The organism is Xanthomonas sp. NCPPB 2864 (assembly GCF_056675615.1).
In genome coordinates, this window is record NZ_JBWWVS010000006.1 from 129,524 (window position 1) to 153,886 (window position 24,363).

A 24,363-nucleotide genomic window follows, 5' to 3' on the forward strand; every position below is an offset into this window, starting at 1 on the left:
CATACAAACAACCCCGGCCTGGCCGGGGTTTGTCGTTGAATAGAGTGACTGAAGCGGACGCCTGAGTTACTGACAGGCCTTGCCTTCCACCGTCATCTGCGCAGCAAACATCGGCACCTGCGGAATCTTTCCGGCGGCAGCCTGTTGCTTTGCATCTTCCAGATAGATGCGCGACTGGCCTTGGCCATCGAGCTGCGGCTTGGCATCCACCGGCTTGCGCCAGATGCGCACTACCGCCTGCTGCGCGGGGCAGGCTGCGCTGGGGACGCGGATCACGTCGTTGTAGATCCAGCCCGATGCGACGCTGGGCGTGGCCTTGGCGAAATCCACGAAGCGGGCGCGTGGCTGGCAGGTGGGACTGCTGCGCACCACCGACAAGGTATACGGCTGCGCAGCATTGCCGGTGAATACGCCTTCCAGGCGCGCACAGGCTTCTGGAATCTGGCGCAGGGTGTGCACGGCACCGACCGCTTGCGCGGTGCCGGCCGGGCGCTGTTTCAGCTCCGGCGTCGGGTCGGCAGCGAGCGCATGGGCGCTGAGCAGCACTGCAGCGATGGTCACGGCATATGTTGACGCGGCATGGTTGGACATCGTCACTCCTGGATCGGCTCGATCACGTTGGCCGCAGGCTGTCATGCCGCGACTGAACGACGCGCCAAAGCCGCAGTGGTGGCAGCGGCGCAGGCCGCGGCGCATACTCGCCCGCAATCCGGCCACCCGAACATCGCGACGCGCATTGCGGCCTCCATGGCCGTCGAGTCCGTATTCGCCACCCCACTCGCTGCGTGCATCGCCCTTGGTTCGTCCCGACCGGACGACATCCATTCTCTGGGAGGGGTCATGCTGGAACACTACGGGTTACCACTTGCGCTGGGATGTGCGGTCCTGGCAATCGTCTATGGCGGTGTATCGGCACGCTGGGTGATCGCGCAGCCGAGCGGCAACGCACGCATGCGGGAGATCGCCGCCGCGATCCAGGAAGGTGCACGCGCGTATCTCAACCGGCAATACCTCACCATTTCGATTGCCGGCGGCGTGCTGTTCGTCCTGGTCGGGCTGTTTCTGAGTTGGTACACCGCCATCGGGTTTGCGATCGGTGCGGTGCTATCCGGGTTGGCCGGCTACATCGGCATGAACGTGTCGGTACGCGCCAACGTGCGCACGGCCGAGGCCGCACGCCATGGCATCGGCCGTGCGATGGATGTGGCGTTCCGTGGTGGCGCCATCACCGGCATGCTGGTGGTGGGGCTGGGATTGCTCGGGGTGGCCGGTTACTACGCACTGCTGCAGGCGATGGGCCTGCCGCTGGAGCGCAACCTGCACGCGCTGGTGGGGCTGGCATTCGGTTCGTCGCTGATTTCGATCTTCGCGCGCCTGGGTGGCGGCATTTTCACCAAGGGTGCGGATGTGGGCGCAGACCTGGTCGGCAAGGTGGAAGCGGGCATCCCCGAGGACGACCCGCGCAACCCGGCGGTGATCGCCGACAACGTGGGCGACAACGTTGGCGACTGCGCCGGCATGGCGGCGGATCTGTTTGAAACCTATGCGGTCACCGTGATCGCCACGATGCTGCTCGGCAGCCTGACGCTGAGTGAAACCGGTCCGCACGCGGTGCTGTACCCGCTGGTGCTGGGCGGCGTCTCCATCATCGCGTCGATCGTGGGCGCCTCGTTCGTCAAGGTCAAAGCGGGCGGCTCGATCATGGGCGCGCTCTACAAAGGCGTGGTCGTTTCCGGCGTCTTGGCCGCACTCGCCTACTGGCCGATCACCCAGTCGCTGATGCGCGACAACACGCATGGCGCCACGGCCTTGTACGCCTGCGCATTGATCGGCCTGGTGCTTACCGGCCTGATCGTCTGGATCACCGAGTACTACACCGGCACCCAGTACAAGCCGGTGCAGCACGTAGCCGCCGCAAGCACCACCGGCCACGGCACCAACATCATTGCCGGCCTGGGCGTCTCGATGAAATCCACCGCGCTGCCGGTCATCGCGGTGTGCGCGGCAATCTGGGGCGCGTTTCATTTTGGCGGTTTGTACGGCATTGCAACCGCAGCGACGGCAATGCTGTCGATGGCCGGCATGATCGTGGCGCTGGATGCGTACGGGCCCATCACCGACAACGCCGGCGGCATCGCCGAGATGGCCGAGCTGCCGCCGGAGGTGCGCAACATCACCGACCCACTGGATGCGGTGGGCAACACCACCAAGGCGGTCACCAAGGGCTATGCGATCGGCTCGGCCGCACTGGCCGCGCTGGTGCTGTTTGCCGACTACACGCACAACCTGCAGGCGGCCAATCCTGGCGAGGTCTTCGCCTTCGACCTGTCCGACCACAGCGTGATCATCGGCTTGTTGATCGGCGGCTTGATCCCGTATCTGTTCGGCGCAATGGCGATGGAAGCGGTGGGGCGCGCGGCAGGCGCCGTGGTCGAAGAAGTGCGTCGCCAGTTCCGCGAGATTCCCGGGATCATGGCCGGCACCGCCAAGCCCCAATACGACCGCGCAGTCGACATGCTGACCCGCTCGGCGATCCGCGAAATGATCCTGCCTTCGCTGCTGCCGGTGGTGGTGCCGGTGGTGGTCGGGCTGCTGCTCGGCCCGCGTGCCCTGGGCGGCCTGTTGATCGGCACGATCGTGACCGGCCTGTTCGTGGCGATTTCGATGACCACCGGCGGCGGGGCCTGGGACAACGCCAAGAAGTACATCGAAGACGGCCATTTCGGCGGCAAGGGCAGCGAGGCGCACAAGGCCGCCATCACCGGCGACACGGTGGGCGACCCGTACAAGGACACCGCCGGACCGGCGATCAATCCGCTGATCAAGATCATCAACATCGTGGCCCTGCTGCTGGTGCCGCTGCTTTGAGACCGACCTTTCGCAAGCCACAGGCCGATCGAAGCTGATGGAAGCCGGCCCCGGAACGTGCCGACTCACGTTCCGGGGCCCAGGCGCCGTATCCCAAGGCCGTGCGCCGGTGTGCGCCGCGCGCCGGCCTGCTACTGACACGCGACAGGCCTGCGGTAATGATCCCGCGTGCCGCATCGGCTCGCACGTGCCGACGCCGGGCAGGTCCGGCGCCCGCATGCAATCGCTGCACCGGGCAACACACCGCGCCACGGCTTGCGGTGCAAGCGTTCCTCAGAGGCAACCGATCAAGCCGTCATAGATCGGTGGCGCCCCACCGGGCAGTGGCTCGAACAGCGGATTGTTCACCGCCAGGGTGCGGTACATCTCGTCCAGACGCGTCCCTGCCTTCAGCGGCGCCGTGCAGCGCCAGACCCGACTGTCCGAGCGCAGGTACCCGCTGCCGGGGTCGACGCTGACCTCGCTGGCCCCGAAGGTCCAGATGCAGCTGCGCACCACCCCGCTGACCCGGTGCACCGAGCAACGCAAGCGCAGCGGCTGGTAGTCGCTGAACTCGCCGCCGCAAAAGGTGTCGCCGCAGATGTTGTCGAAATCCTGCTCCAGCCGCTGCTCCAGATCGACAAAGGCTTCCCAGCCTTCGCCATTGGCGGGCCAGTCCACCGCATCGACGAAGGTCGGCGCCGGCGTCGCCGCAGAGGCGAGCTGGCAGGCACCGGAGAGCAGCAGCACAACGAGCAAACGCACAGGCTTGAACATGGCAATTCCCGAGCAGTGGATGAGTCTGCAGCGTGCGCCGCGCCGCGGGCCGCGACGATCGGGGAGCTTCCCGGGATGAATGCGGGCTATGCCGCACACGGCGGTCAGAACATTGCCCATTCAGTGTCGCTGCACCGCAACAGCCGAACGCGTAGAATCGCGCTCCACACACTAGATGACGCCTCGGGAGTTACGCGCATGGGTCTTGAACTGGTCACCTCCGGCAAGAATCTGCCGGAAGAAATCAACGTCGTCATCGAAATTCCGAAGGATTCGGAGCCGGTCAAGTACGAGGTGGACAAGGCCAGTGGCGCGATCTTCGTCGACCGCATCCTATCCACCCCGATGCGTTACCCCTGCAATTACGGCTATGTGCCCAACACCCTGTGCGGCGACGGCGACCCGGCCGACGTGCTGGTGGTGCTGCCGCTGCCACTGGTGCCTGGCTCGGTGGTGCGTTGCCGTCCGGTGGGCGTATTGCGCATGAGCGATGAGGCCGGCAGCGACGAAAAGATCCTGGCAGTGCCGATCGAGAAGATCTTCTCCGGCTACGCGCATATCGAGGACATCAACCAGGTGTCCAGCCACTGGATGGAGCGCATCGGCCATTTCTTCGAGCATTACAAGGACTTGGAGAAGGGCAAGTGGGTCAAGCTGGATGGCTGGGGCGGCGCGGCCGAGGCCAAGCGCATCCTGGTGGAGTCGGTGGAACGCTATAATTCCGACGCACCCTGATCCAACGACCGTGACGCAGCCCCGCAACCGCGGGGCGATCGGGATCACGCTTCCGGCGTGATCCCGGTGACCGCCGGCGGCAGATTGGGTACATTGCCGACAGCGTTTGGCCGGTGTCTGCCACCGGTGACTCTTGGGGAAGTGTCTTGCGTATTCTGTTTGTTGGGGACGAAGCCAGTCTTCCGTCCGAATTGAGCGACTATGTCGCCGATCTGGGTGATCAGTGGCAGGTGCAGCAGGTGGCCGACGGCAATTCGGCGATCGAGGCGGCCGCGTTATCGCCGTTCGACGCGGTCATCGTCGCCCCCGTCCTGCCCGATCTCACGTCCGCCACGTTGCTGGGGCAGATCCGTACGCTGCGCCCGGACACCATCCGCATCGCCCTGATCGATGCCCAGGATGGTCAGCGCACCCCGCCGGCTCGCATCATTGGCGTGGCGCACCGCTTCCTGCCGGTGCCGCTGGCCCCGGAAGTCCTGCTCGAAGCCATCACCAGCCTGGAAGAACTGCGCGATCTGCTCGGCAATCCGCGCTTGCGCGCCGCCATCGGCCGGATCGAAAAACTGCCGTCGCCGCCGCATCTGTATCTGAGCCTGATGCATGCACTGGAAGAAGACGATGGCGCCGACGCGGCCGATATCGCCAAGCTGATCGCCGGCGATCCGGCGATTGCCGCCAAGGTGCTGCAGCTATGCAATTCCGCATTCTTCTCCGGCGGCCGCAGCATCACCGATCTGCGCACGGCAGTGACCCGCCTGGGCGTGGCCACGCTGCGCGACCTGGTCCTGGCCAGCGAAGTGTTCTCGGTGCAGACGCTGACCCCGGCCGAGCGCAATGCGATGCAGCGCCGCGCCCTGCTCTCCTCGCGACTGGCCGCCAAGGTGTTGCCGCCGACCAGCGCAGAACTGGGCTCCACCGCCGCGCTGTTGGCCGATATCGGCTTGTTGCTGCCCGGCGTGCGCGACGAGCGCGAACCGCCGCTGGAAGGCGGCGACGACCGCCTGGGCCATACCGAAGCCGGTGCTTACCTGCTCGGCCTGTGGGGCCTGCCGATGCCGATCATCGAAGCGGTGGCCTTCCATCGCCACCCGCAGCGCTCCAGCCTGCGCAGTTTCTGGGTGACCGGCGCGGTGCATGTGGCGACCGCATTGGCCAGCGGCGAAACCGTGGACGAAGAGTACCTGTCCAAGGTCGGCGTGCTCGCCCGCCTGCCAACCTGGCGCGAACAGGCCGATACCTTGCTGGGGCTTGCCGAGGCTTGAGCTGCCTGTGAATAAAAAAAACGCGGCGAAAGCCGCGTTTTTTTTTGCCGCACCACTGCAGCAAGGCCGCATTGAAACGCAGCCGCTGAAGTGCAGCCGGCACCTCCTTTCCGATCGGCGGCTCGCCACATCAGTGCAGATGTCATCAGTGATGGCAGTGGCGTCGGCTGACCGTCGGCACGGTCGCTTTGATCATGAGGGCCGCAGAGGCCTGCATCGCATCCACCTCACCATAAAAAAAGGACGGGCCTTGCGGCCCGTCCCTCATGCAACAGCGCGTCGATGGATCAGAAACGCTGGGTGTACTTCATGTACACGAAGCGACCGATTTCGAAGCCGCCGTAATAGGCGAAGCTGCTGTTCGGTGCCGAGTACTGCAGCGGACCGCGGTGATCGAACACGTTGTTCGCGCCGAGTGCGATCGTTGCGTCCCACGGTGCCTTCCAGTTGACCTGCAGGTCGTGGAAGGTGTTGGAACCGGTGTGGCGCAGCGGATCGGATTCGCCGTTGGCGAAATGGTCGGGAGCGTCGCAATAGCCCTCGGCCAGCGTGATGCAGCTTTCCTTCATGCCCGAGTAGTAACGCAGGGTGTAGTTGACGCCGAAATCACCCAGCGCCCAGTTCACGCCAACGTTGGAACGCACGCGGAAGATGCCCGGCTCGCCGACGCGGCCGATCATGATGGCGTTGCCCGCGCTGTCCTGGCCGGCTTCGTCGTACTTGCTGACGTAGCTGGTCTGCCAATCCAGGGTGAAAGAGCCGATTGCAGTTTCCGGCAAACGGTACTTCACGCCCAGGTCGTAGCCTTCGGTTTCCATCTGGCCGAGGTTGGCCACGCCGTAGGTCATCGAGGAGATATGGCCGTCGGCTGCACGCGTCACGCCTGCGCAGCGCTCCGAATTGCCCAGCACGTAGCAGTCGCGCAGGATACGGTCGACGCTATCGGCGATGATCATGTCGTTGATCTCGTAGCGGTACCAATCCAGCGAGATATCCAGGCCCTGCACCCAACGCGGGCTCCACACCAGACCAGCGGTCTTGCTGGTGGAGGTTTCCGGCTTCAGGTTCGGGTTGGCACCGCTGACGAATTCGTCAGGCGTCTGGCACGGGTAGGTCGTGCAAGGCACGAAGCCCTGACCCAGCTGGGTGTAGCCCAACGGTACGCCGGCATTGGTGCAGGCTGCATTGCCATTGACGCTGTTCGGAGCACCGACGCCGCAGGGATCGATGTAATCCTCGAAGCTGCTGCTCAGGCCGCCGTACAGATCGCTGATGGTCGGCGCACGGAAGCCTTCCGCATAGGTCGCACGCACCAGTAGGTCTTCCAGCGGACGCCAGGTCAGGCCGAACTTGGAGTTCAGCGTGTCGCCGAAGTTGCTGTAGTCCGAGTAACGCGTCGCAGCGTTGAAGGTCAGTTCCTTGGCGAATGCGACGTCGCTCAGCAGCGGCACATTCAATTCGAGGTAGACCTCGTCCAGCGAGTACTCACCCTGCGTGGTCTTGGCACCCAGGCCCGTGCTCTCGCCCGACTGCGCGAATGCGTCAGGAGAGAAGCGGCCTTCTTCCTTGCGGTGTTCATAGCCGACCGCAATGCCCAGGTCGCCAGCCGGCAGTTCAACGATCGAACCGGACAGGTTGGCAGTGAAGCTGGTGGTCTTGGTCAGGCCGGTGTCGGTGAAGGTGGGGAACAGGAATTCCTGCAACGCCGGATCGGCGAGCGAGCCCTGACCTGCAACGTTGTACGGCAGCAACGGGTTCCACGGACGGCACGCCGACAGCGGGGTCGGGTTGGCAGCGGTACCGCACTGTGCAACGCCCTGGCCGTTGATGAAGGACGGGCCCAGTGCCTGACGCGATGCGATCAGGCTCATGTCGCCACGGCTGCGCTTGGTGTTCTCGTTGCGATTCCACAACGCGCCAACGTCCCAGTCCCAGGTCTTGCCACCGAGATCGAAGTAGCCGCTCAAGGTCGGCGCAAAGCGCAGGGTCTTGAGCTGGTTTTCGGTGGCGCGCGGCACTTCCCACAGGCGGCGACGGAAATCGACGTCCTGGCCAACCGGATTGAACGCGCTACCGGCTTCCAGCGGCGTGCCGAACGAACCGGACTGGTACGGATAACCCGCGATCTGTCCGTCGGTCGTGCGCTCGTTGTAAGCGATGTCGGCGTTGAAGGTGATGGCATCGGCAACGTCGTAGTTGACGTTGGCAAACACCGACTTCCGCTCGATACCGGTCTGCACCATCATCTGCTGGTTCGAGTTGGCGTACTCGGCCGGGGTGATGGGGTGATAGTCGGCCGGGTTGTTCGGGTTACCACCGGCATTGAGGGTCTGCCACACCGCGGTGTCCGGATCTGCGCAGTCGACCTGCAGCGGATTGCACCACGAGCCGTTCTGGCTGATCGGGCTCCAGCTGTTCGGGGTGGAGTTGGGACCACGCGAGCCATCGCGGCTGAACCAGCGGTTCTTGGCGAACACCGGATCCTGCTTGGAGTACTCGGCCGACAGCGTCACGCCGCCGCGCTCGCCCTGCGAACCGACAGTGAAGGAGTACTGCGTGGTATCGCCGTCGCCCTGACCGAACTGGCCGAACTGCACGCTGGCTTCAGCGCCGTCGAAACGCTTGCGGGTGATGACATTGACCACACCGGCAATGGCATCGGAACCGTAGATGGACGAGGCGCCATCCTTCAGCACTTCGATACGCTCGATTGCCGACATCGGAATCTGGCTGAGATCCTGCAGACCGGAGGTCGATGCACCCAGACGCTTACCGTTCACCAGCACCAACGTACGCTGCGCACCGAGGTTACGCAGATCGACGTAGTAACCGCCGACGTCTTCGCCCGACGACAGCGCATCAGCGCGCGAGATCGCCGGCGAACCAGCGGAGGTCAGGTTCTGCAGCACGTCGGCGACGGAGGTCAGACCCTGCTTTTCCAGTGCCTGACGGTCAAGCGTCAAAATCGGCTGCTGGGTCTCGACATCGGCGCTGCGGATGCGCGAGCCGGTGATCTCGATACGGTCCAGCGTGGTGGTCGATTCTTGCGCGACGGCAAATGCCGGCGTCAACGCGATCGCAATACCGGCGGGCAACAGGCCCAGCCGCACTGCGGAGGTGCGAAGGTTCATCAATCTCTCCAGGGTTCGTTAGTGGCGCGTTAAGCGCCCCTGTGCAAATTACGATTGCGTGAACATCGTCGCTTTGCGCGTCACGTTCCGTGGCTTTGCCGAATCTGGCGGATTTGTCGTTTGGTCGCGGTAATGCGATGCGGAGACACCGAAACGCGCACGAAACGCACGCGCAAAGCTGCAGCAATTGTCGAACCCGCTTGCGGCCGCAACCTCACCGATCATCATCGAGGTATCGCGCAGCAGATCGGAGGCGCGTTCCAGGCGCAGGCGCGCCGACAGGGCCTGCGGGCTTTCCTCGTACAGGCTCTGGAACGTCTTGGACACATACCAGCTGGAGAAGTTGGTCAGCTGCGCCAGCTCGGCGATGCGCACCACGCGGTCGCTATTGCCTTCCAGATACAGCCGCGCACGTTGCATGCGACCGAAGACCTGACGGCGACGGCTGCGCGAACGCCCCGGGCAGCGCTGCTCCTGCGCGATGAAGTCGCGCTGCATCGCAGCCAGATGCAGCAACAACGGGCGTGCCGATGCACCGCCGCTCTGCGCAGCCGCGTTACGCCACAGACGCAATGCAATGCGCAGATCGCCACGCGACAGCTGGCTGCGTCCCGGATACAACGTGGCGTCGGTCAACTCGGCCAGCGACTGCAGACTGTCGCCATCGAGGCTGACGCCGACACAGAGCGCGCTGCGGTCGGCCTGTACGGTGGGATGCGATTCCTTGTCGAAAGCGATCCAGTCGCCGGCGCGCAGACGGAAGCGCCCTTCCTTGGACTCCACCCAGGCGCGGCCGCGCAACTGCACCCACAGCGTGAACGTGGCCGCGGCGGTCCGGATGCTGCCCAGGCGGGAGACCGCCAGACAGGTCGTCGACGTCGGCTCGCTGGCACCGTCCAAGGAAAGTGCGAGCCCGCGATCTGCGGTGATGACCTGTTGCATGGTGGCAGCCCCCTGTACAAAAGAGGGCGTAGTGTTTTGCCGAATCTGGCGTCAGTCAGGAAGTTCCGACGAAGGTCTGCCGAAATTGCCACGAAGTCTTTCCGAAAAACTTACGAAGCGATTTTCCTCAACACGATCAACAGGTTGGATATCACACCCAACGGCGTGGCCAGGCGCTCCGGCAACGCCATGAAGGCAATCGAGCTGCCGTCTTCTTCTGCCAATGCCACATACAACGCGCCGCTGCGCTGATCCACGCTGAAACCATTGATGGTGGTGTACTTGGCCGCATCCATGCAGCGCCCGACACCGCCGCGCAGGTCGCTGTCATAGGTGGCACAGGCGTCGGTGGACGACAGGTAATGCAATTGCCCGCGCGCGCCGGGAGCCCAGCTGCGATAGCGCCAGCGCGATGGCTGCTGCGGATCGACCGGTCGCAAGGTGTCGGCGGCCAGCGACGGGGCGACCTGCCATAGCCCGCCGCCGGTCAGACGCGTCAGCAATACCTGGCCGCTGGCGCGGTCCAGCCGCAACTGCGAGACGTCCTGCAGCGACGCCAGCGCGCGCCATGGAGCACTGCGTCTGTCGTAGAGCGTGGCAAAGGTGCGCCCGTCATCGGCGGCAGCCACCACCAACAACTGATCGGGATCGGGAACATGGATCGCCTGCAACGGTCGCGGCTGCGGCACCGGGAGCCGCAGCGCCTTGCCGGTACTCGGGGTCACTTCGAACAGTGCCGCATGCCCGTGCGCATCGCTGCCGCTGACCAGCACGCGTTGCGAGTCGGCCGACCAGTCGGCGGCCTGGCGCGCATCCGGCCGCAGGCCTTCGATCAGGCGCACCGAGCCGGGCTTGCCGACATCGCCCCACCACAGGCCGTACGCACCGGAGCGATTGGAGGCAAAGATTAACTGGCGCCCGTCCGGCGCAATCATCGGCTGATCGTCGCGCCCGCTGGAAGGAAACAGCCGGCGGCGAATGTAGCCGCCATTCATGGGGTCGTGAATGACCTGATACACGCCAAATTGCGGTTTGCGCTGCACGAAGACCAGATGACCATGCGCCACATCCGGTGCCTGCGCATCGTCCACACCGAGGTCATGCAGGCTGCGGTCGACCAGATCGAGCCGGTAGAGCCGCGCTTCGCTGTCCACACGACGCCCGAAGATCAGCCCGCTGCCGTCGGGCAACCAGCTCCAGCCACGGATATCGGCGTTGTCGTGGGTCAGCCGCTCGGCGGTTCCGCCGCTTGCCGAAATGCGCCACAGATCGCCAAGCTGCGGATTGCGCAGAAACACGATCCAGTGCCCGTCGGGCGAATAGCGCGGCGTGTAGTCGAAGTCGCTCGACTGCGCGCTGTAGCGCAGCGGCTGCCATTGGCCGGTTTCCAGATCCAGCCGCCGCATGCGCGGCGACCCGTGCATGCCGGTCATGCTGCCGAACAGCAGGGCACGGCCGTCCGGCGACCAACTGAAACTCAGCATGTCCGCGCCATCGCAGCGCGCCACCTCGCGTGCGGCAGCCGGGCCGTTGGCAGCAGCGATCATGATGCGGCAGCTGCCATCGGGCGCCTGCCGCGAGAAGGCGATCTCGCGCCCATCCGGTGACCAGGCCGGCAGCCGATCGGAAATACCGGCCGCCGGCGTGTCCAGCACGCGCGGGTAGGCGTTGTTGGTGGTCTTGACCAGGATCGAGGTGCCTGCGCGATCGCTGGTCAGCGAGGCATAGGCCACCATCGCCCCGTCCGGCGACAGGCTGGGCATGAGATCGAATCCGCCGCCCGCAGTGATGATCTGATACGGGCGCTTGGGGCTGCCGAGCACTGCCGAGGCCGCTGCCGCGTCGCGATCCGGCGGGCGCATCCACAGCGTCCGCGCCGCCAGTCCCAGCACCACCAATAAGGCCACGCTGGCCACTGCCAAGGCCATCCATCGGCGCTGCCGCACTGCAGCCGACGCAGCCGGAACCGATGCTGGAGGCTGCCGGGTGACCGGGCTGCGCTGCAACGCGGCAGTGGCGGTGACGCCGGCGGTGCGGTTGCGCTCGTCGGGCTCCTTGTCCGATGCAGTCACCGCCGTCGCGGGCGCGGCAACATCGGCCGGACCGTCCGACGGCTGCTCCCACGCAACCGGGGCCAGCAGCCGATAGCCGGTCTTGGCAATGGTCTCGATATGCTCGAAGCGCTGGCTGCCGTTGCTGGCCAATGCCTTGCGCAGTTGCGTGACCGCCTGGGTCACCACGTCGTTGGTCGGCAAGGTGTCGGGCCAGACCTCGGCCAGCAGTTGCTCGCGCGTCACCACCTGGCCCGGCTGCCGCGCCAGCGTCAGCAGCACCGCCAGGGATTTCGGCGCCAGACGCGCGGCGCGCTTGGCGCCGGGCGCATGCACTTCGCGCGAGGCGACGTCGACCACGCACTGGCCGACACGTAACCGGCCCGATGGCATGGCATTAGCGGGAGGAACACTCATCGGCAAGAAACACGCGTCGGCATGCAAGGACTACAAAGAACGCAACACGCACTTCGCGCGAAACGCCAAATTCAGCAAAGGACCACAACCAACTGTGTCATGCATCCATTTGGTGCAAATTTTACTCTATGCCTCGTTGCTTCCCTACGACAGGTGGCGACGTCAGGCTCTCTCTCTCTCGCCGACGAATTCAAATAATTACGATGTCCCCTTCGCGCCTCTGGCGCGATTTTTTTATCTGCGATTCAGGAAAATGCCGCGAAATGCTTGCGGGCTGTAACCGCTTGCAACGCAGTCACCGCGCGGCACTTGCGTACCGCGCTGCGATCTGACTAAGCCGAAGCTGAATTTTTCCTAAGCAGCCAGTCGGTCTGCTGCAACGTGACGATGCTGCCGCATGTCACGTGGCGCGATACACCTGCGCGCCTTGCGCCAGAAACTGCGCCGACTTCTCTTCCATTCCCGCCGACAAGGCATGCGCCTCGCCCATACCGTGCTCGGCCGCGTAATCGCGCACGTCCTGGGTGATCTTCATCGAGCAAAAATGCGGCCCGCACATCGAGCAGAAGTGCGCCAGCTTGTGCGCCTCCTTGGGCAGGGTTTCGTCGTGAAACTCCCTGGCCTTTTCCGGATCCAGCCCGAGATGGAACTGGTCGTCCCACCGGAATTCGAAACGCGCCTTGCTCAAGGCGTTGTCACGCACCTGCGCACCGGGATGCCCCTTGGCCAGATCCGCAGCATGTGCGGCGATCTTGTAGGCCATGATGCCGTCGCGTACGTCCTGCCGGTTGGGCAGGCCCAGATGTTCCTTGGGCGTGACATAGCAAAGCATCGCGGTGCCGAACCATCCGATCATCGCCGCACCGATGGCGCTGGTGATGTGGTCGTAGCCGGGCGCGATATCGGTGGTCAGCGGCCCCAGGGTATAGAACGGCGCCTCGCCGCATTCGCGCAGCTGCTTGTCCATGTTTTCCTTGATCAGCTGCATCGGCACGTGCCCCGGACCTTCGATCATGGTCTGCACATCGTGCTTCCAGGCGATCCTGGTCAGCTCGCCCAGCGTTTCCAGCTCGCCGAACTGGGCTGCATCGTTGGCATCGGCAATGCAGCCCGGGCGCAGGCCATCGCCCAGCGAAAACGCCACGTCATAGGCTTTCATGATCTGGCAGATGTCTTCGAAGTGCGTGTAGAGGAAGTTTTCCTTGTGATGGGCCAGGCACCACTTGGCCAGGATCGAGCCGCCGCGCGAGACGATGCCGGTCACCCGCTTTGCCGTCAGCGGCACATAGCGCAGCAGCACGCCAGCGTGGATGGTGAAGTAATCCACACCCTGCTCGGCCTGCTCGATCAAGGTGTCGCGAAAGATCTCCCAGGTAAGCTCTTCCGCACGCCCGTCGACCTTTTCCAGCGCCTGATAGATCGGCACCGTGCCGATCGGCACCGGCGAATTGCGGATGATCCATTCGCGCGTTTCGTGGATGTGCTTGCCGGTGGACAGGTCCATCACCGTGTCGCCGCCCCAGCGGATCGACCACACCAGCTTTTCGACCTCTTCCGCAATGCCGGACGACACCGCGCTGTTGCCGATGTTGGCGTTGATCTTGGTCAGGAAGTTGCGACCGATGATCATCGGCTCGCTTTCCGGGTGATTGATGTTGTTGGGCAGGATCGCGCGGCCGCGTGCGATTTCGTCACGCACGAATTCCGGTGTGATGCGTTGCTGGATCGCGGCACCGAAGGCTTCGCCCGGATGCTGCTTGCGCAGCATCGCGTCGGCCACCGCTTCCAGGCGCTGGTTTTCGCGGATGGCCACGAACTCCATTTCTGGGGTGATGATGCCGCGCCGCGCGTAATGCATCTGGGTGACGTTGGCACCCTCGCGCGCCACGCGTGGCAGGCGCCGTGCAGGAAAGCGCACCGCATCCAGGCGCGCATCGTGCTCGCGGCCGCGGCCGAAGCTGGAACTCAGGCCATCCAGCGCCACGGTATCGCCACGCTCGGCGATCCAGCGCGCGCGCAGCGGCGCCAGACCGGCGGCAAGATCGATCGCGGCATGCGGGTCGGTATACGGCCCTGAGGTGTCGTAGACGCTGAGCGGCGCATTGTCCTCGCCACCGAACAGGGTCGGTGTGCGGGTCAATGCAATCTCGCGCATCGGCACCTGCAGGTCGGCGCGCGAACCCTGCACGAAGATCTTGTGGGAGCCTGGTATCGGCTGGGTCACAGCCTCGGACAGCGACTGGGCTTGTTGCTGCAAAACGGTCGGCGCGGCATTCATGGCGTTCGTCCTGTGTGCTGGAAGACCAGCACCCACGGCGCTGGCCCTGCGAAGGATTCGCAGGCGGACGAAGCGGCGGCGCTCAATGGCGATGCGCCCGTACAGGCACGGACCATCGCATCTAACGAAGCTTCCCTACGCCGGTATCAGCCGGATCAGGTTCGAAGGGACTATCTCAACCGCAGCGCACTGCGGTACCCCCACTTCGGCGGCGATTAAACCACATCGCACCCTGCGCGGCTGAAAAAATATCACGGGGCGTCGGCAACGCGCCCGCACCGAGTGCGCCAGCGGCGCATGCCGTTCTAGGCAGCGAACGCTGCCCACCTGGCAGAGCGTGCAGCAGTAGCCTCGCCTTCCACAGCGACATATGTCTCCGCCTGCCACCGCAGGTCGGCGGTGCACATGCACGGCCTCGCCACGGCATTGCATGGCGCGCCCGCGCACTGTGCGCGGCGCAGCGCAACAAGGCGCCGATTGGCGAAAAACGGTGGCGACACCCGCTCGTTAAATTCCCGCTAAGCCTGCTTGTCGTGTCGATGAAGACATACGCGCAGGTGCCATCCAACGGGGATCGCGCTGTCGTTCCTCCTCTATCGGGAATCGCCGTACACATGACTATGTCCACGCTCCACCCGACCCTGCGTCGGGGCTCGCTCGCGATCGCCATCGGCCTGTGCATCACCACCAGTGCCGTTGCCCAGGAACAGACCGACAAGAGTCCGACCAATCTGGACAAGATCGAAGTCACCGGCTCGCGCATCCGCTCTGTCGATGTGGAAAATTCGCAACCGGTGCTGGTGCTCACGCGTCAGGACATCGAGAAGCAGGGCCTGACCTCGGTGGCCGACGTGCTCAAGCGCATCCCCTCCAATGGCGCAACGATGAACTCCACCGTCAACAACGGCGGCGACGGCTCGGCCACCGTGAGCCTGCGCAACCTGGGTGCCTCGCGCACCTTGGTCCTGGTCAACGGACGGCGCTGGGTGTCGGGCCTGTCCGGCTCGGTGGATCTCAACACCATTCCGTCGGCCATCGTGGAGCGGGTGGAAGTGCTCAAGGACGGCGCCTCGTCAATCTATGGCTCCGATGCCATCGCCGGTGTGGTCAACATCATCACCCGTAGCGATTTCGATGGTGCCGAAGTCAATGCCTACGTCGGCCAGTACGGCCAGGGCGACGGTCAGCGCACCTCGTTCGATGCCACCGTGGGCGCCACCAGCGAGCGCGGCAATCTGGTGATCGGGCTGTCCAGCGTCAAGGAAGATGCGGTGATGGCAGGCGACCGCGAGATCTCGGCCGAGCCGGTGTATGGCGCAGGGTCGTCGGCCTACAGCAGCTACTCGGCAAGTGGCCGTCTGCGTGCAGGTGGCAACAGCGGTGCCTGGACCGTGTTGCCCGGCAGCGCAACCGCCAGCGGCGACAGCAATTATCCGCGCTACGGTCTGGACCAGTACACCGCCTTCAATACCTCCGACTACGGCTACAACTATGCCAAGGACAATTACCTGGTCACGCCGCAGAAGCGCGATGCCTTGTACGTGCAAGGCAACTACGCACTTACCGATAACGTGCGCTTCAAGTTCGATGGACTCTACAACCGCCGCCAATCGTCACAGCAGCTGGCCGGCTTTCCGCTGGCCTCGGTCAACACCGGCATCCTGATGAGCGGCGACAGCTACTACAACCCGTACAACAGCGCCTACGGCGGCGACGGACGCGATGTGGGCTGGTCGCATCGGTTGACCGAATTCGCGCGCACCTACCAGCAGGACGTCAAGACCTCGCACGTGTATACCGGGCTGGAAGGCGACTTCCAGTTTGCGGACAGGCAGTTCAGTTGGAATGTGGGCTTTGCGCACAATCAGACCGACCAGACCGAAACCCAGTACGGCGACGTCAATCTGCTCAACCTGGGCAACGCGCTCGGCGCATCCGCCATCGTCAATGGCACCCTGTCGTGCCTGGACAGCGGCGGCGCAGTCATTGCCGGCTGCGTGCCATTCAACCCACTGTCGCCGGCCGGTGGCGTGACTCAGGAGATGCTGGACTACATCCTGTTCACCGCGCACAACACCTATCAGTACAAGAACAGCAGTTTCACCGCCAACCTCACCGGCGATCTGTTCGAGCTTCCTGCCGGCTGGATGAGCTTTGCCGCCGGCGTCGAGCATCGCGAGGAAAGCGGCTTCTCCTCGCCGGATGCGTTGATTTCGGCCGGTTACACCTCGGGCAATTCGTTTACGCCCACCTCCGGCTCGTACACGCTCAACGACTACTACACCGAAGTGGCGATTCCGCTGCTGAAGGATGTGGCCGGTGCGCAATTGCTGGAATTGAGCGCAGCCGTGCGTTACTCGGACTACAACACCTTCGGCAGCACCACCAACAGCAAATTCGGTTTCAAGTGGAAGCCGGTCGCCGACCTGTTGATCCGTGGCAACTACGCTACCGGCTTCCGCGCGCCATCGATCGAAAACCTGTACCTGGGCGCATCGGACAGCTTCGATACCTATTCCGATCCCTGCTCGACCAACAGCACCTCCTACACCGGCGCGATTGCCGCCGCGTGCGCGGCCGGCGGCGTACCGGCCAATTACGTGGCCGAGTACAACAGCGCCAGCGGCAACTCCGGCCAGACCATCTATGCGTTCACCTACACCAGCAACGCCAACCTGCAGCCGGAAAAGTCCAAGAACGCCACGCTCGGTTTCGTCTACAGCCCCGCCTCGGTGCAAGGCCTGGATGTGTCGCTGGACTGGTGGAAGATCAGGATCACCGACGCCATCACCGAATTCAGCGCCAACCAGATCCTGTCGCAGTGTTATCAGTTCAATGTCTCGGCGTTCTGCGACCTGGTCACCCGCGATGCCACCGGCGCCATCACCGGCCTGGTGATCCAGCCGGTGAACGTCGGCGAGCAACGCATGGAAGGCTACGATTTCACCGCGCGCTACAAACTGCCGCAGACCGCGATCGGCCAGTTCATGCTGACGCTGGATTCGACCTACGTGGCCGTCAACGAGCAGAAGCAGGACGACAATGCGGCCTGGGAAAGCTACAACGGCATCTACCACACCGATAACCCGAACTGGCGCACGCGCGGCACGCTCACCCTGGACTGGAGCTACGGCAACCTGGCCGCCAACTGGGCCGTACGTTACTACTCGGGCATGAAGGACTACGACTCGGAGCTGGACGACGCCGGCAACTATCGCCACGTCGCGGCGACTGCGTTCAACGATATGCAGGTGTCTTACCAGTTGCCGTGGAATGCGACCGTGCGCGTGGGTTTGAACAACGTCTTCGACCGCGACCCGCCGGTGGCGCTCAGCGCTTCTGCCAATTCGTTCGATTCGGCCTATGCCATCCCGGGACGCTACAGCTACCTGCAGTACACCCAGCGCTTCTGATCGCGCGCCCTTGGGCCGCCGGGACCGCTGGCTGGATACGCCGGTTGTCACAACGACCTCCCTCGGGAGGTCGTTGTGCATGTGCCAGGGCTGACACGCAGGCGGCCGCCTGGCACGCAGCACGCCAGCGGCGCCATGCAGGGACATTTCCACGGCACATCCCCCCGCTAGCCTGCAGTCACTACAACAAGAAACCCGCTCTCTCTCCCTGCCGCCGATCTTCGGCGGCTTTTTTTTTGGACCTACTTGCCACAGCCGTCGCCGGTTCGTTATCGTTCTGTGAAACAGGGGATGGACGACGCAGATGCAGGGGATGCACCGGTTTGGCTGGGCAGCAGTGCTGCTGACGGGAATATTTTCAGGGACCGCGCAGGCCGCCTCTGCGCCGCCTGTCGAGGCATTCGTCGAATCCGGTCCGATCACCTCGCCGGCGATGTCACCCGATGGAAAGCATCTGGCGGTCAGTGCGGATCTGGGCGATGGCAACTACGCGCTGGTGGTCTACCGCATCGCCGGCATGCAATCCACCACGATGCTGCGCTTGCCGCGCTATGAATTGCCGGTGCGCATTGCCTGGGTCAGCGACCGGCGGCTGGTGATCGGCAAGGGGCGCAAACTCGGCTCGCTGGAAGAACCCGTGCCGATGGGCGAGATCATCGCCACCGATCTGGATGGCAGCAATCAGCGCTATGTGTACGGCTACCTGCAAAGCACGCGCAATGCGGGCCTGGAGCGCGGATTCGGCTATATCGAGGGCCTGCCGAGTCGCCGCAACGGGCACTTCTACATGCGGCGTCTGTCGCTGGACTCGCGCCACTCGATGCTCTACGACGTCGACGCCAACACCACCACCCATCGCCTGATGGCCGACATCGACGTCCCCGATCTGCGGTTCGTGCTTGACCACGATGGCGTGGCGCACTACGCGTACGGCACCGACGACAACGATAACCCGTTGCTGTTCCGCCGCTCGGGCAATGGCTGGTCGCCAATGACCCAGGTCCAGGCCAGCTGGCGACCGATCGCATTCGCGCGGCAGCCGGGCCGCCTCTATGGCTGGTACAGCGACGCGGGTGGCCCTGCAGTCCTGGTGGCCACCGATCCCGATGGCCAGCAGCGCAGCGTGCTTGCGTCGGACCCGTTCTACAGCGTGGATGACCTGCAGTGGGGTTCGGCGCCGCAAACGCCATTTGCTGCACGGCTGGGGCCAGGGCGGCCGACACTGCGCTATTTCGAGCAGGACACCGCCGAAGCGCAACTGCACCGGAGCCTGAGCCAGACCCTGGCCGGCCAGTACGTGGACTTCATCAATTTCACCGAGGACGGCAATGGCCTGCTGCTGAGGGCCTACAGCGACCGCGATGCCGGAGCCTGGTACATCTTCGACCGGCCGAGCAATACGCTCAAACTCGTCATCAAGGCACGCAATGCATTGCAGGCGGCGCAGATGAGCGAGCGGCGCATGGTGACCTTTCAAGCCAGCGACGGCTTGACCCTGGACGGCGTGCTCACCGTTCCCGGCAACGCCGCAAACGGGGTGCGCCTGCCGATGATCCTGCTGCCGCACGGCGGCCCGCACGCAGATGGCGATGGCTGGGCCTTCGATACCGACGCCCAGTTCCTGGCCAGCCGCGGGTATCTGGTGCTGCAGGTCAACTATCGCGGCGGCCTGGGTCGTGGCAACCGGTTCGAGCGCGCCGGATATCGCCAGTGGGGCGAACGCATCCAGGACGATCTGATCGACGGCGTACGCTGGGCGGTGGGCCAGGGACTGGCCGATCAGACGCGCATCTGCAGCTACGGCGCCAGTTTCGGCGCGTATGCCGCCATGATGGTGCAGGTCAAGGCGCCGGAGTTGTTCCGCTGCGCGGTCGGTGTGGCCGGCATCTACGATCTGCAGATGATGTACAGCAAGGGCGACATCAATCGCAGCGAGTACGGCCTGAATTATCTGGAGCGCGCCATCGGCCGTGATGCCGCCGAACTGGCCGCACACTCCCCGGTGATGTTGGCCGAGCGCATCAAGGTGCCGGTGCTGCTCGTGCACGGCGAAGAGGACGAACGCGCCCCGTTTGCACAGGCCAAGAGCCTGCGCGCGGCATTGACGCGCAGCGGCAACGCGCCGCAGTGGATGGCCGTTGCCAAGGAAGGCCACGGTTTCTACAAGGAAGCCAATCAGGTCACCTTCTACCGCACGCTCGAACGCTTTCTTGCCGAGCAGTTGGGCGACACCACCACAGCGACGACGTCCAGTGCCGTATCCGCCGCGCCGCAGTGACCACGCAAGCTAGTCCAGCGTATAGCCCACCCGCAAACCGCCCCAGTGCTTGCGGCCGACGTAGATCGGGGCCGACAGGTCGAACATGATCTGGCCGGTGTCGCGGCGGTAGACCTGCAGGCGATACGGGTCGGTGTGCGCGCCCACGCTGCGGCCGACGCGGTCGGTGAACTTGCGCTTGGTGCGGTTGCCGACCAGATCGCGCTTGGGATCGCCGGTCAGCGGCTGGGTGAAGCGCAGATTATGCGTGGGCACATAGCCGTCGGGATTGGCGCAGATGGCGAACACGATCCACGGATGCGCATCCAGCAGCGGCTCCTGCAAGGCCGGCAACACCTCGTCGCAAAGCGCATCGAAGTCGGTGCTGAACTTGGCCGGCTCCACGCCGGCAATCGGCGTGTAGGTGCGGGCGAACAGCGCCGCTTCGTCGATCTGGCCGCGTGCGATGGCCTGCGCCAGGGCAGTGCCGATACGAGCGGCGGTCGCCACGGTGAGTTCCTTGACGCGCGCGTGCCGGGGCACTGTCAGCGGGTCGGCCGGCAGACGGAACAGGCCCACGCAATCGCGCAGCGTTTCGGTACCGCGCTCCAGCGCCTCGCTGCGTTCGGCCACGTGCGCGGCATGCTGCAGGTTGCTGCGACCTAGCGCCACCACGCCATCGACGGCACGTTCGATGCCGCGAATCTCACCGTCCTGCGCCTGGATCCGCCCGGCCACGGTGGTCATCGCGCTGCTGGCCTGGCCGAGCACGCGGGTGATGCCGTCGAGTACCGCTTCGGTGCCGCGCGCGGAGGCCGCACCCTCGCCCACCGCGGCGCTGGTTTCGGCCAGGATCGCGCGCACGTCGCGCGCTGCCGCTGCCGCCCGTTCGGCTAGGCGGCGGATCTCAGTGGCGACCACCGCGAACCCGCGCCCCGCATCGCCGGCATGCGCGGCTTCGATACCGGCGTTGATCGACAGGATATTGGTCTGGAACGCCACCGAGTCGATGACTTCGATGACCTCGCCGGCACGCGCGGCGCGACGTTCCACTTCGTGCATGGCCTGGCCCAGCGCATGTGCGGCGGCGACGCCCTGACGTGCGCTGTCGTCGGCACTGGCGGCCAGCGCAATCACCTGCGCCAGATCGGCGTTGACGTCCTGCAGGCTCGAAGAGAGCCGCTGCACCGCCGTGCGGGCGCCATCCAGTGCATCGGCCTGCGCCTGCGACTGACGCACCATGCCGTCGTTTTCGGCCACCAGCGGCGGCACTTCGGCGGCGATCTGCACCGACAACGCCACGGCCTGGCGGATCGCTTCGGCCAGATTGCCGAAGCCGGCCTGCAGCCGGCGCCCCATGTCGGTCTCCGCCAGACCGGGCGGCAGCAGCAGTTCCAGTTCGCAACCGGCCAACGCGTTGGCGGTGCGCTCCAGCACGGTGCGGTCTTCGTGTTCGGCCTGCAGGCGCGCCACCAGCGGCTGCAGCAGCGGCGAGATCGGCACCGGTCGGCTGTCGTCGGCCAGGCGGGTGGCTTCGCGCAGCAGGATCGCGGTTTCCACATGCGGCAACGACAGCATCCAGCCACCGTGCTCGCGGTCGCGCACATAGCGCACGCGCCGGGCCGGGTCGTCGCCCGGGGCCGCCCAGACGCCGTCTTCGCCGATCAGATCGGCTGCGCACAATCCCCACAACACCGACGCCGGTGCGCCTTGCAGCTCGCCGGCGGTCTTGCCCAGGACGTCCAGGCCTGCGCGGTTGCAGGCCACCACGCAGGCCTCGGCCGATAGCCGCAACAGCGCGACCGGTGCATCGGGGAGCAGCGCCGCATGCGTTTGCGACGGCGGATCGGGCTGTTGCATCGAGCTCATGGGCTTTCCTAATCCATCACCATCATTAGCGGCGCACTGCGGTTGCAATTGAGCGGCGCCACGCACCGCAAGCGCCCGCTCAGTAGCCGGCGGCCTGCCCGTCCTTGCGGCTTTCCGAAGCGCCGTAATACACCCCGCTGGCCGGGTCGCGCGCGATCGCCTGGTACCCGCCATACGGGCCATCGGCAAAGATCACCCGGTGGCCTTTGCGCATCAGCGCGCGAATGGTGTCGTAGGAGAAGCCGGTTTCCAGGTTGACCTCGCCGCCGTCGCTCATCGCGGTGGCCTGGCCGGTCGGCTCGGTGGAGCCTTCATGCTGGATGCGTGGCGCGTCGCCGGCCTCCTGCAGATTCATATGGAAGTCCACCAGGTTCATCACGATCTGCACGTGTCCCTGCGGCTGCATCGCCCCGCCCATCACCCCGAAGCTCAGCCACGGCTTGCCGTCCTTGGTGACGAAGGCGGGAATGATGGTCTGGAACGGCCGCTTGCCCGGCGCGTAGCCGTTTGGGTGATCCTTTTTCAGCACGAACATCTCGCCGCGGTCCTGCAGGATGAAGCCCAGCCCGGGCGGGGCCATGCCGCTGCCCATGCCGCGGTAATTGGACTGGATCAGCGACACCATCATGCCGTCGGCATCGGCCACGGTCATGTAGATGGTGTCGCCTTCTTCCAGCTGCTTGGGCGTGCCCGGCTGCACTTCCTTGAGCGCCTTGTCCATGGAGATCAGCGCGCGACGCTGCGCGGCGTAGTCCTTGGAAATCAGCCTGGCCAGCGGCGCCGGCTGGAACGCCGGGTCGGCATAGAAGCGCGCGCGGTCGGCGAAGGCCAGCTTCTTGGCTTCGGTGAACAGGTGCACATGCTCGGCCGAGCCGTACGGTATCTTGGAGAAATCGTAGCCTTCCAGGATATTGAGCATCTGCAGCGCGGCGATGCCCTGGCTGTTGGGCGGCAACTCCCAGACGTCATAACCACGGTAGTTGGTGGACACCGGCTCCACCCACTCGCCGGTGTGGCTGGCCAGATCCTCGTAACTCAGGTAGCCGCCATTGGCCTTGAAATAGGCGCCGATGGTGCGGGCGATGTCGCCCTTGTAGAACGCATCGCGGCCACCGTCGGCGATCTGCTGCAAGGTGTTGGCCAGGTTCGGGTTCTTCCACAGCTCGCCCTTGCGCGGAGCATGGCCGTCGATGGTGAACTGCTCCTTGAAGCCGGGGTACTGCGACAGCCGCGGCACCGAGCGGTCCCAGTAATAGGCGATGGTCTCGGCCACCGGATGGCCTTCACGGGCGTAGCGGATCGCCGGGGCCAGGTTCTGCGCCATCGGCTTGCGCCCGAAGCGCTCGTGCAGCGCGAACCAGCCATCCACCGCGCCCGGCACCGAGACCGGCAACGGGCCGGTCGGCGGTATGTCCTTCAGCCCACGGCGCTGGAACTCGGCCAGGGTCAGCGACCTGGGCGAGCGGCCCGAACCGTTGTAGCCGTAGAGCTTGCTGGTCTTGGGGTCCCAGACGATGGCGAACAGATCCCCGCCGACGCCGTTGCCGGTGGGCTCCATCAGGCCCAACGCGGCATTGGCGGCAATCGCCGCATCCACCGCCGAGCCGCCGTCCTTCATCACATCCAGCGCGATCTGGGTGGCCAACGGCTGCGAGGTCGCCGCCATCGCATGCGGGGCGATGACTTCCGAACGGGTGGCGAACGGCTGCCCGGTGATCCGGTCGGCAGCACTGAGGGGCGGCGCAAGCAGCGCCAAGGCAGACATCAACAACACAGGTACGCGACGCATGACAGAAGATCCCCGGACACCACAGGTGAGTGACCAACCATACCAGCGGGTCGGGCCGCCTCGCTCGGCAAGCGCTGCCTGTCAGCACAAATACCGCGCATTTAGTGACTCGCATCGCCCGTCACCACCCTGCAATGATGCGGTTTCAACAGCAACCATGCTGCTGCCACGCGGTTTCGCGCGACACAGCGCCGATTGATGCGGCCGTTTCATGCGCAAGGGTTGACACCCCACCTGCAGCGATGGTTATCTCAGTCACATGTCGCACCGCCACACCACCTCGAACGCTCCAGTGTCCGCGCCCATCGGCGCGTCGGCAGTGTCGCTTCTCGTGCTCGTACTTATTACCTCGCCAACCGGTGCGGGACGGGACTTCGTGTAGGCAACAGACACACAAGGCTTCGATCAGACCCCGCACCGGCAACGGCGCGGGGTTTCGCGTTTCAGGGACCACCAAAAGTTTCGAATGACATGAACGACATCACCGACATCGCCACCAACTGCCCTACCCGCGCCGGCCACTGCGCTGGTGCAGTGCCTGCATGGCCGGTGCCGTCGTCCATCCCCGCTTTGCTCGGCCGGCCAGCCCCTGACG

The 24,363-nt window shown here is 64.9% G+C and carries 13 protein-coding genes and 1 riboswitch; of the genes, 5 read left to right on the plus strand and 8 right to left on the minus strand.

Annotation, left to right across the window (positions count from 1 at the left end; all coding sequences use genetic code 11):
- Positions 1–66 precede the first annotated feature (66 nt).
- Entirely contained in the window at positions 67–591 is a 525-nt protein-coding gene (locus AC1KVE_RS14570; RefSeq protein ID WP_046344187.1) for a hypothetical protein, read from the minus strand.
- Positions 592–840: 249 nt separating this feature from the next.
- On the opposite strand from AC1KVE_RS14570, the gene AC1KVE_RS14575 reads away from it, so the two are divergent.
- On the plus strand, positions 841–2,868 hold the full coding sequence (locus AC1KVE_RS14575; protein ID WP_166770341.1) for a sodium-translocating pyrophosphatase: 2,028 nt from the start codon (positions 841–843) through the stop codon (positions 2,866–2,868).
- A gap of 273 nt (positions 2,869–3,141) precedes the next feature.
- On the opposite strand, the gene AC1KVE_RS14580 is transcribed toward AC1KVE_RS14575, so the two are convergent.
- Positions 3,142–3,624, minus strand: coding sequence for a hypothetical protein (locus AC1KVE_RS14580; RefSeq protein WP_024940090.1), 483 nt, complete (start codon positions 3,622–3,624; stop codon positions 3,142–3,144).
- Between the two features lie 198 nt (positions 3,625–3,822).
- On the opposite strand from AC1KVE_RS14580, the gene ppa reads away from it, so the two are divergent.
- A complete protein-coding gene (gene ppa, locus AC1KVE_RS14585) occupies positions 3,823–4,359 on the plus strand; it encodes an inorganic diphosphatase (protein WP_005990841.1) in 537 nt (178 codons plus the stop codon).
- 113 nt (positions 4,360–4,472) lie between these two features.
- A complete protein-coding gene (locus tag AC1KVE_RS14590) occupies positions 4,473–5,621 on the plus strand; it encodes an HDOD domain-containing protein (protein ID WP_481092406.1) in 1,149 nt (382 codons plus the stop codon).
- 287 nt (positions 5,622–5,908) lie between these two features.
- On the opposite strand, the gene AC1KVE_RS14595 is transcribed toward AC1KVE_RS14590, so the two are convergent.
- The 4 genes from AC1KVE_RS14595 to thiC form a co-directional block, all read right to left on the minus strand.
- Positions 5,909–8,752, minus strand: a complete 2,844-nt coding sequence (locus AC1KVE_RS14595) for a TonB-dependent receptor plug domain-containing protein (protein WP_024940092.1) — start codon at positions 8,750–8,752, stop codon at positions 5,909–5,911.
- A 48-nt stretch (positions 8,753–8,800) separates the two neighbouring features.
- A complete protein-coding gene (locus tag AC1KVE_RS14600) occupies positions 8,801–9,694 on the minus strand; it encodes a helix-turn-helix domain-containing protein (protein WP_024940093.1) in 894 nt (297 codons plus the stop codon).
- A 110-nt stretch (positions 9,695–9,804) separates the two neighbouring features.
- Positions 9,805–12,138 carry a winged helix-turn-helix domain-containing protein gene (locus AC1KVE_RS14605; protein WP_184456947.1) on the minus strand — a complete coding sequence of 778 codons (2,334 nt, stop codon included), beginning with the start codon at positions 12,136–12,138 and terminating at the stop codon, positions 9,805–9,807.
- Positions 12,139–12,562: 424 nt separating this feature from the next.
- Positions 12,563–14,440, minus strand: a complete 1,878-nt coding sequence (gene thiC / locus AC1KVE_RS14610; RefSeq protein WP_481092407.1) for a phosphomethylpyrimidine synthase ThiC — start codon at positions 14,438–14,440, stop codon at positions 12,563–12,565.
- Positions 14,441–14,554: 114 nt separating this feature from the next.
- Positions 14,555–14,652, minus strand: a riboswitch (TPP riboswitch).
- Between the two features lie 429 nt (positions 14,653–15,081).
- On the opposite strand from thiC, the gene AC1KVE_RS14615 reads away from it, so the two are divergent.
- Positions 15,082–17,853, plus strand: coding sequence for a TonB-dependent receptor (locus AC1KVE_RS14615; RefSeq protein ID WP_481092421.1), 2,772 nt, complete (start codon positions 15,082–15,084; stop codon positions 17,851–17,853).
- Positions 17,854–18,157: 304 nt separating this feature from the next.
- On the plus strand, positions 18,158–20,131 hold the full coding sequence (locus tag AC1KVE_RS14620) for a prolyl oligopeptidase family serine peptidase (RefSeq protein WP_065032821.1): 1,974 nt from the start codon (positions 18,158–18,160) through the stop codon (positions 20,129–20,131).
- A 9-nt stretch (positions 20,132–20,140) separates the two neighbouring features.
- Here AC1KVE_RS14620 and AC1KVE_RS14625 read toward each other — a convergent pair whose 3' ends face one another.
- A complete protein-coding gene (locus AC1KVE_RS14625) occupies positions 20,141–21,979 on the minus strand; it encodes a methyl-accepting chemotaxis protein (RefSeq protein WP_184613083.1) in 1,839 nt (612 codons plus the stop codon).
- 79 nt (positions 21,980–22,058) lie between these two features.
- Positions 22,059–23,768 carry a gamma-glutamyltransferase gene (gene ggt / locus AC1KVE_RS14630; protein WP_102253487.1) on the minus strand — a complete coding sequence of 570 codons (1,710 nt, stop codon included), beginning with the start codon at positions 23,766–23,768 and terminating at the stop codon, positions 22,059–22,061.
- Between the last annotated feature and the right edge of the window lie 595 nt (positions 23,769–24,363).